This window comes from Mycolicibacter engbaekii (assembly GCF_002101585.1).
Taxonomy (GTDB): domain Bacteria; phylum Actinomycetota; class Actinomycetes; order Mycobacteriales; family Mycobacteriaceae; genus Mycobacterium; species Mycobacterium engbaekii.
In genome coordinates this window covers 35,207-43,847 of the sequence record NZ_LQOT01000046.1, presented here as the reverse complement: position 1 = coordinate 43,847, position 8,641 = coordinate 35,207, and the positions used below count along the sequence as shown (strand labels likewise).

The window sequence follows — 8,641 nt, the reverse complement described above, 5'->3', positions numbered from 1 at the left end:
CTTCGCAGCCCAATCCTTCGTCGCCACTGTTGAACACCTCCACAGTCAAGGCGTTGCGACGACCAGTTGAATCCGCCCTGAGATCCGCGATCCGAATGCAGTATGCAGCCAGCGACCTCACCGCGGCGGGCCACCGCACTGGCCAACGCTGTGGTGGCCAGCCGAGACTTCATGCGGGAGTCGATGCTGTAGCCCACGATCCGATTGGAGAACGCGTCCTTGACCGCACAGAGGTAGAGCTTGCCTTCGCCGGTGTGGTGTTCAGTGATATCACTGAGCCACAACTGATTTGGCGCATCGGCAGTGAAGTCACGGCCGACCAGATCGTCATGCACCGGTGGACCAGACTTGCCGTTCTTGCCGCGTTTCCGTTTGCCGAACGCACTCCACCAGCCGTTGTCCGAACAGATCCGCCACCCGGTCCGATCGGCCATCGGCTGGCCGACGTCGCCGGCCTCATCGACCAGGAAGCGATACCCGAACTCCGGATCGTCGCGATGGGCGTCGAACAGGGCGTTCGCGCGGTAGGCCTCGACGAGTTCAGCCTCGGTGACCGGCTGGGCCAGCCAGCGGTAATACGGTTGGCGGGCGAGCTTGAGTACCCGGCACGTCACCGCGACGGGGATTCCGTCGGCGGCGAGCTCTTTCACGAGCGGGTAGAGCCTTTTCCCGGCAGGTTGGCCTGCGATAGATACGCCGCGGCCCGGCGAAGGACCTCGTTTTCCTGCTCCAGCAGACGGTTGCGGCGGCGTAGTTCCCGCAGTTCAGCGGACTCGCCGGTGGTCTTGCCGGGCTTGGCACCCTCGTCGATGTCGGCCTGACGGAGCCATTTCTGCAGCGTCATCGGGTGCACTCCGAAATCGGTGGCGATCTGCTCGATCGTCACCCCGTCATCGCGGTTGCGGGCCACACGGACAACGTCGTCGCGGAACTCACGGGGATAGGGCCTTGCCATGGGGACATCCTTCCAGCCCGCCCATCGTGGGCAAGCCAACTCAGATGTCACCTGATCGTGCAGCAGACCCCCGGGCCGTCCTGACGGGTTTACGGCCATGGTCATATTGCCCATAGCCGCTCCGAACCCAGGGTTGACTTGCTAACGTCGAGCCATGGCGGATCTGAGGACATATGGCTACTAGCGCGGACCGACCTGATCGATGCGCGGAACGTGAAGGAAGTCGTCCAGCCACCATAAGGTCTAAGTGGCAGATGCCATGAGGAGACTGGTGAGTCTTGCCTGGCTGGCTGGAATCGGGGCAGTTGTACTTACTTGTCCCAATCCTGCAGAGGCCAAGCCGACCCAACGTGAGGATGCTTTCGTCCAAGAGGTTTACCAGAGCGGTTTAGACGGAAAACCCAAAGATATTCTCCGCAAGGGGTACGCCGCCTGCGACGATGTACAGTCGCGCTCCGTCGGCGCCGCGTTACGGAGTTTCGAGGCGGCAAGTCCAGATGTCGGGGGAAATAAGGTAACGGTTTTTGTCTACCTTGCGATGAAATATCTTTGCCCGGAAACACTTTAGGCACGTCCGGACCTTTAACGCGCAGGCGATGTGTTGACGTCCTGCGGCGTGGCATCAATACCGACGGCCGCGTGCATCTCCCGGGTTTAGTATGGTCCAGCAGTCTCGCCTGACCGAATTCAGTTAGTCGCTGTAGATGCACTCGCCGCGAAGATCTGCGCCCTTCGAAAGCGTCTGGCATGGCGTGCCGTCGGGCCCAGGAGCTCGGCGCTTCGTTAGTACATGAAGTCACGGAGGTGACGGTTAACGCTACTAATGCGCAGCGCGCTCCGCGCCACCACCGAGGGCGGGCATCGAGCTCATCGTCCCAGTCAAACGAGTAAGCATTTCGTAATTCCCAACCCCTGAGGCCGTCACACGTGAACCACCCTCGACTGGTGTAATGGTCACCATCGTGACTTCGGTGTCGCGGTAGAGGAGTGCTAGAAGCCCGATAAGGAAAAAGAGCACGCCGAGTACTGCGACGACTATTGCCCACGTCGGGATATATTTTCGAGTAAGAACGATCGAACCTGGACCCGCCATCGACACCGTATATCCGGGGACACCCGCTGTACCGGAGAGGATTCGTTGCGCGACGTCGTCCGGCGATAAGGCAACCAGGGCTACTTGGTTGAAGTTCTGGCCAGCGCTGGGCATAGGCCTCCTTAAATAGAGAACATGTTCCATCGAAACATACCCCGATCAGAGTCAGAAGCTGTACTGATCCACTGCGTCGGGTGAGGGCTCGAGCCTGGCTAGCCCGTCGGCTCCGTTGTGGTCGTCGGACTCGCTGGATTCCATCCCGTCGTAGAGGGAAATCAACTGTGCCGTACCGTCCCGGCGGTAGCGGCGGGGTCGGCGGTAAAGCGGGCTCTGCGACCCACGGCGAGCCAGGAACTCCCTGCGCTTCCGGCGACGCTGCTGGGGGTTAGTGCTCGCGGCACAGCGTTACCAGACCCGACCTGCTTCATCACTCCTTCGGACATGCTTGTCATCGCGCCTTGGGAAGGCGCAACCCCGTTCGCCCCTGACCGAGGCGGCTTCGCAGTGACTGAGCCCGATTTTTCCGGGGTTTGCATGGCGATGCACGTCCCAAATGCCTTGAGAACCGGCGCATTAACGCTCGGCGCGTGAGCCTGTCCAGTTACAGACAGCACACCAGAATCCCGCCGACTCCAATCCAGCGCCGACAGCCCTCGCCCTCAGGACGGCAGGCGGTGATCAGTTCGAAGGTGATCGATCCCCAGATCGTGGTGGAGGATCCCCGGCGCGCTGGCACGCACCGGGGCGATGGCAGCCAGGATGCCCCAGCAGGTGAGGTGGACAGCAGGATGCACGGCGTCGGGCGCATCCCCGGCGTGGAACGTGAACCGCGTGTTGCCGCGGGCGTCGCCCGACTCGGTTTGTAGGCGCCACTGCAGGGGAGCGTCAGTGTCGGGGAGGTCAGTGCCAAGCACGGCGCGCTCGTCGGGGCCTCCGGTCCGAAAGACGGCGTCGCCCAGGAGAGCCCGCGCAAGCTCCAGCGACGGCTCGTCGGCGGGATACTCGGTGACCGCCTGGGAGAGTGTCACCGACTGCGTGCCGCGACTGATCCCGGACAGCGCCCGCATGACGTAGCCCGGCAGGGCAGCCGCATATCCTCCGGTGGCGTGGTACGTGGAGCCGCCGGCGCGGCAGGCGGCGAGCACGGCCGCGGTGTCGGGAACGGGGGAGACGGTGATGACGTCCGTGCCGGACGCCAGTGCCTCGAGCACCGCCTGGGTATCCGGTGGCCCGTCGGCGGCGAACACGACCAGATCCGCCGAATCGCCGTCGGCAGGAACAAGTCCGACTCGATCGGCGATCCGGTGGGTCAGGTGTTCGGCGACAGCGCCGTCTCCCACCACGGCGACGGTGATGGGCGTCGCGGCATCGGTCGGCGTGGTGTCAGTTGCCGGCTCCAGCCGGTAGCGAGGTGCGAGATCGGGGATGACGACCCCGGGCGGCGACGCGATGAGCGCCGGCGCCGCAGCCAGCATGGCGTTGACCGAGATGTCGGTGACGGCGGACCAGTCGGCGTTGAACGCTTCGTCGTCGGGCTCGCTGCGCATCTCGACCCTGCCGGGCTTCCCCTCCAGGGTGATCAGGTGGCCGCCGGCGAGGCTGTTCGGATGATCGGGCCCCAGGTGCGCGTTGCCGCCGCCCACGTGCCAGCACTCCTCGTTGGTCATGAAGAGCCGGTCACCGATGTAGCCGCGGTAGGTCATGTGGATCGCGCCGACCGTGCCGGGTCGGATCACCGTGCCGCCGGCAGCCACTTCCACCCGCGCGGGGACGGGGTAGACGTGCCGTTCGACGCGCACCTGCTCCGGGGGCACACCCCACAGCTCCCAAGCGACGTTGCCGAGCACTGCGTCGAAGTAGAAGTGCTGCATCCAGGCGATCGCGTGGTCGTTGTCGACCGCGCTGAGCGGCTCTCCGAATCCCAGGCTGGACAGGCCGCCCCACATGCCGTCGGGTGCCGCGGAGAGGTCTCCGACTTCGAGGAACCGCACCTCCTCGACCTCGTCCATGAGAAGGGCGGTCCGGAGCAGCACCTGCTCGACCATCAGACCGGGGTGCAGACCCGTTCCGTGCAGGGAGACGCCACCGTTCAGGCAGGCTTTCTGCAGGCGGGCGCCGTCGGCGCGCTGGTGGATCGCGCGGCCGACGACGCCCCGCGCGAGCAGTTCGGCTCCGGGCCGCAGCGCGAAGCCAACGGGGGAGTTGACGGCCCGCATGGTGGCGGCCAATCCCTTGAGCGCTCGCTTCTCGGCTGCGCCGAAGACGTTTCCAGTGACCTTGAGGCGGGCCAGCGAGCGGAGTATCGACAGCGGCGAATGCGTCTCGGAGAGCCAGGTCGGCTGGGCTGGATTGTGGAAGGCCGCGGCCGAGACGACGTTCTTGCCTGACTTCAGCAGTTCGATCACGTCCTCGTCCGCACCCTGCAGGAGTGCAGGCGTGGTGGGAGTGTGGATCACCAGGTCGGCGTCCAGCGCGAGGATCGCCTCCTTCGACGTGGTGGCGCGGATGCCTACCGGGTCACGGCCGGCGAGGACGCCGATGTCCACCCCGTCCTTGTGCGGGCTGAACACCTTCACGCCCACGACGTCATAGTCGGGAGAATCCAAGGTGGCTTGAAGGGCCCGTCCGCCCATATCACCAGGACCCCAGATCACGACCCGGATCGGTTGCTCTGCTGCCATGCACGAAATGTAGACGCATTGTCTGAAATAGAAAAACCGCTCCTCGGATGCTTTCGGTGCCAGACTGCGGACGTCTCCTCGCTGATCGCGCCGACGTCGCGCGCAGCGGGGAATGGGTCGCCAGGCTCACGGTTCATCAGACTGAACAACCCACTGCCACCGGCAAACTCGGTGTCTGGAGCCACCAGAATCCTCGGTACGGCGACGATGGGCCTCTGGGGGTCAAGTTGTTCGCAGGTCCAATTCCTGTCAGCCCGACAGCGGACAGAGGGTGTTATTAGAGCAATCGGAGACACCCCTTTCCCGTTTTGACCACCACGGGCATGATCTTGGGGCTAGCCGGCGCATCGCACGAACACCAGGGGAGACATGGCAAACGAGGCACTGGACATCGCCGTCACTGAGTTCGTCGCGGCGGTCGAGGAGCGAAACCGCCTCAGCAAGGCCCTCAAGAGGGAGCGACAGTCTGTGGCGAAACCTCTCACGCGCGACAGTGATGCGGTCAAGCAGTACATCGCCGTCCTCATTGCGGTGTACGAGAAGGTGCGCACCGAGCTTGAGGCGAGTTATGCCAACATCGCGTCGAGCGGTGCGGCGGTCATCGAGCTGACGGACAATCCGAACATCGTCAACCCGACCCAGGCGCTGATGGACGACGCCGTAGCGGAGCGCGTCGAGTCGAACAAGATGCAGACCCGGTTGCAGAGGTTGGAAGGCACGGGAGCTGGGAGGCTGGTCCTCTTCTTGAGCCTGCTGCCGACACTGCTGCGGGCCTTGCCTCGTGAGCAGCAGATACAGAAGAACCTCACCGACCTCACGTCCTATTACTTGCTGGAGATGATGGACGACGACACCGGCGGCGGCAACGACGGCAACTAAGTCAGGTACCAAGCCCGGCAAATCTCGAACTCCTGCGGGTGAGCCCGACAGAAAAAGCCCCGTACTGCTGCCGCCATGGCGTGGTTCCCGTCATGGGTGAAGGTCATTGACACAAAGCGGGGGCAGGTGCGGGTGGAGTCGGGGAAGGTCGATGGCAGGCGGCAGCAGCACAAGCGGCGGTTCGCCGGATCAGGATCCCGGCGCGGTCTGCATGAGCACTGGCGGGTTTCGCGGGATGTCCGCGCGCCGCAGATTTCCCGGGTAGCACGGTGAGGCGCCGATAATGGTGGGCGGATACGTCGCAGGCGAGCGGCCGCGATCTGCAGGATGTACCCATAGGGTGCGTCTCGTCATAGCCGTCACGATGCGCTGCGGGCTCTGATGGCCTGAATCTTCGGCAGCATCGGGAGCTCGAACCGTGCGGCGCGCCGGTGTATCCGGTGTACAAGTCCGCGGGTGCGGAGCTGCTCGGCGGTGTTCTGCACGGGCTCGCTGTAGAACACCAGCTTGGTGGCATCGACCAGCGCCAGGTAGCCGACCGTCAATGCGACCACCGCGCCGAAGAACATCCACGGCAGGGTGGTGAACCCGAGCTGCACCCCGATGGGGGAGAACGTCAGCACGAGACCGCCGACCAGCACGGCGGCGGTGGAGGCGACCAGCGCACCGCCCGGCCGACTTTTGAAGAACGGAACCTTCCTCGTGCGCACGACGTAGATGACCAGTATCTGCGTGGCAAGCGATTCGACGAACCACCCCGTGCGGAACTCGGTCTCCCCGGCGTGCAAGACCCCGAGCATCAGTCCGAAGGTCAGGAAGTCGAACAACGAACTCACCGGGCCGAAGGTCAACATGAAGCGGTGGATGAACCCGACCTCCCAGTGAGAGGGCGTGTGCAGCTGCTCCGCGTCAACCCGGTCGGCCGGAATCGCCAGTTGCGAGGTGTCGTAGAGCAGGTTGTTCAGCAGGATCTGGCTGGGCAGCATCGGCAGGAACGGCAGCACGGCCGATGCCGCAGCCGCGCTGAACATCGTCCCGAAGTTGCTCGACGTCCCCATCAATACGTACTTGATGGTGTTGGCGAAGATCCGCCGTCCCTCCGCGACCCCGGAGGCCAAGACGCCCAAGTCTTTTTCCAAGAGAATGACATCCGCGGCGTCCTTGGCGACGTCGGTGGCGGAGTCGACCGAAATGCCGACGTCGGCGGAGTGCAGTGCCAACGCGTCGTTGACGCCGTCACCGAGGAAACCCACCGAACGGCCGGTGCGCCGCAGCGATGAGACGATGCGCTTCTTCTGGGTCGGTGAGATTCGCGCGAAGATCGTCCGATCGTGCAGCACCTTGTCCAATTCGGCGTCATCGATCTGCTCCAGCTCCGCCCCGGTCAGGGTGCCCTTGGACACCAAACCCAGATCCGCACAGACCTTTTCGGCGACCTGGGCATTGTCCCCGGTGGCGATCTTCACGTCGATGCCCAGCGTCGCCAGCTGCGCGAGCGATTCCCGGGCCTCCTCCTTGGGGGTGTCGGCGAAGACGAGGAAACCCTGCAGCGTCAGACGCGTCTCGTCGTCGGCGGTGACGGTCTGAAGTTCATCAGCGGCCCGGGTGGCCACCGCGACCACGCGCTGCCCGCCGGCGAACAACGTCGACAGCGTCCCGTGCGCCTCCGGCGCGACGACCTCGCAGCGCTCCAGCATCTGCTCCGGTGCGCCTTTGACCACCAGGGTCCGGCGGCCGTCCTCCTCGATGAGCGCCGAACTCGCCCGCCGAGTGTGGTCGAAGGGCAGGAAACCGACCCGCGCGACACCACCGCCGAGTGGTTGGCGACCCGACCACAGCGCCGCGTCCAGCTCGTTGGCGCTGGCGCCGCCGGTGGCCGGGTCGACGTCGGTGGCCATCAGCCCGTACCGCAGCAACGGATCGGAGTGTTCCCCGGACGCGGTGACCGCGTCGATGAAGGCGACCTGCCCGTGGGTCAGCGTCCCGGTCTTATCGGTGATGAGGATGTCGATGTCGCCGAGGTCCTCGATGCAGACCAGGCGCTTGACCAGGACTTTCTTCTCCGCCAGCTTGCGCGATCCGGTTGCCAGGCTGGTGCTGACGATCGCCGGGAGCAGCTGCGGGGTGATCCCGACCGCGATCGCGAGGGCGAACAGGGCCGCATCGATCACCGGCCGGCCCAGCAGCAGGTTGATCACGACGATGACAACCGTCAGCGTCAGCGCGACCCGCAGCAGCAGATAGGAGAAGTGGCGCAGACCGGTCTGGAATGTCGTCTCGGGTTGGTGCTCGCCCAAACCGACGGCGATCCGGCCGAACTGGGCCTGCGCGCCGGTGGCGAACACGACCCCGGTCCCTTCGCCGGCGTTGACCACGGTCCCCATGAACGCCACGTTGTGCATGTCGGGTAGTGCCGTGCCTGCCGGACACGGCGCGCTGGACTTCTCCGATTCGCTCGACTCACCGGTGAGGATGCTCTCGTTGCACTCCAGCCCGGTGACCTCGATGAGTCGCACGTCGGCGGGCACCAGCTCACCGATACTGAGCCGGATGACGTCGCCGGGGACAAGCTCGCTGACGTCGACGCGCTGGAACTGGCCGTCTCGGCGCGCCACCGCCTGGTGCCGGATCGCGGTGTGCAGCGCGGCGGAGGCCTTCTCCGCGCGGTACTCGTTGAAGAAACCCAGGCCGATGCTGAGGGCCAGGATGATGCCGATGATGACGGCCTGGGTGTGGTCGCCGAGCGTGTAGGACAAGGCGGCTGTCACGGCGAGCAGGGCGAGGATCGCGTTGGAGAGTTGCCGGCGCAGCACCGCGAGCGCGCTCACCCGGTGCGTGCGCACGACGTTGCCGCCGAACCGTTCCATCCGGGCCTGGGCTTCCTCGGTGGACAACCCGTCGGCCGAGGTGCCCAGATGGGTCAGCACATCGGCCACCGTGGCGTCGGCAACCCGCTCGAGGTGGGCCGCCGCAGGCGCGTCGGCCGATGTGACGGCCATGGCGCCAGTGTCCGCTTAAGCGGCCCGGATATCG

Annotated in this window: 5 protein-coding genes and 1 pseudogene; 2 read left to right on the top strand and 4 right to left on the bottom strand. The window is 65.1% G+C overall.

Annotation, left to right across the window (positions count from 1 at the left end; translation table 11 throughout):
• Positions 1–77: 77 nt before the first annotated feature.
• Positions 78–955 (bottom strand): annotated as a pseudogene (locus AWC02_RS21330) (IS3 family transposase); the annotation flags it as partial.
• Positions 956–1,226: 271 nt separating this feature from the next.
• On the opposite strand from AWC02_RS21330, the gene AWC02_RS14710 reads away from it, so the two are divergent.
• On the top strand, positions 1,227–1,523 hold the full coding sequence (locus AWC02_RS14710) for a DUF732 domain-containing protein (protein WP_165757911.1): 297 nt from the start codon (positions 1,227–1,229) through the stop codon (positions 1,521–1,523).
• A gap of 252 nt (positions 1,524–1,775) precedes the next feature.
• On the opposite strand, the gene AWC02_RS21665 is transcribed toward AWC02_RS14710, so the two are convergent.
• Positions 1,776–2,162: a hypothetical protein gene (locus AWC02_RS21665; protein ID WP_133055646.1), complete on the bottom strand. Its 387-nt coding sequence runs from the start codon at positions 2,160–2,162 to the stop codon at positions 1,776–1,778.
• A 545-nt stretch (positions 2,163–2,707) separates the two neighbouring features.
• Entirely contained in the window at positions 2,708–4,729 is a 2,022-nt protein-coding gene (locus AWC02_RS14705; RefSeq protein ID WP_133055645.1) for a hypothetical protein, read from the bottom strand.
• 369 nt (positions 4,730–5,098) lie between these two features.
• On the opposite strand from AWC02_RS14705, the gene AWC02_RS14700 reads away from it, so the two are divergent.
• Entirely contained in the window at positions 5,099–5,608 is a 510-nt protein-coding gene (locus tag AWC02_RS14700) for a hypothetical protein (protein WP_085129495.1), read from the top strand.
• A gap of 359 nt (positions 5,609–5,967) precedes the next feature.
• On the opposite strand, the gene mgtA is transcribed toward AWC02_RS14700, so the two are convergent.
• Complete coding sequence (mgtA, locus tag AWC02_RS14695) at positions 5,968–8,607, bottom strand: magnesium-translocating P-type ATPase (protein WP_085129494.1); 2,640 nt, start codon at positions 8,605–8,607, stop codon at positions 5,968–5,970.
• Positions 8,608–8,641 lie beyond the last annotated feature (34 nt).